Source organism: Pseudomonas sp. AC463, assembly GCF_979253585.1.
The window spans coordinates 1-294 of the sequence record NZ_CEEDDZ010000436.1; the positions used below are offsets into that span (position 1 = coordinate 1).

The window sequence follows — 294 nt, forward strand, 5'->3', positions numbered from 1 at the left end:
TCGGCACCGGCACTTTCCAGTGCCTTACGGGCGCTCTCCCACAGTGCGATCACCGAGGCGCGGGTATTGATCCGCTGCCCGGTTGGCCCGCCGATGCCTGGCGACTCGCTGGTGCCCGCTTCGGGGTCGGCATTGATGAACATGCGCGGTACGCCGAAGCGTTTGCCGGCCAGTGCGCCGGCATCCGCAGCCAGTGTGTGATAGGAGTCGGGGCGCACCGAGGAGGCGCTGGGAATCGGCACCCAGGGCTGCAGGCGCCACAGATCGCCACGGGTGTCGGGGTCATCGGCGACG

At 69.0% G+C, this 294-nt stretch carries 1 pseudogene; it reads right to left on the minus strand.

Annotated features, from left to right (window positions below):
- A pseudogene (locus AC0IYH_RS30865) lies at positions 1 to 294 on the minus strand (amidase); the annotation flags it as partial.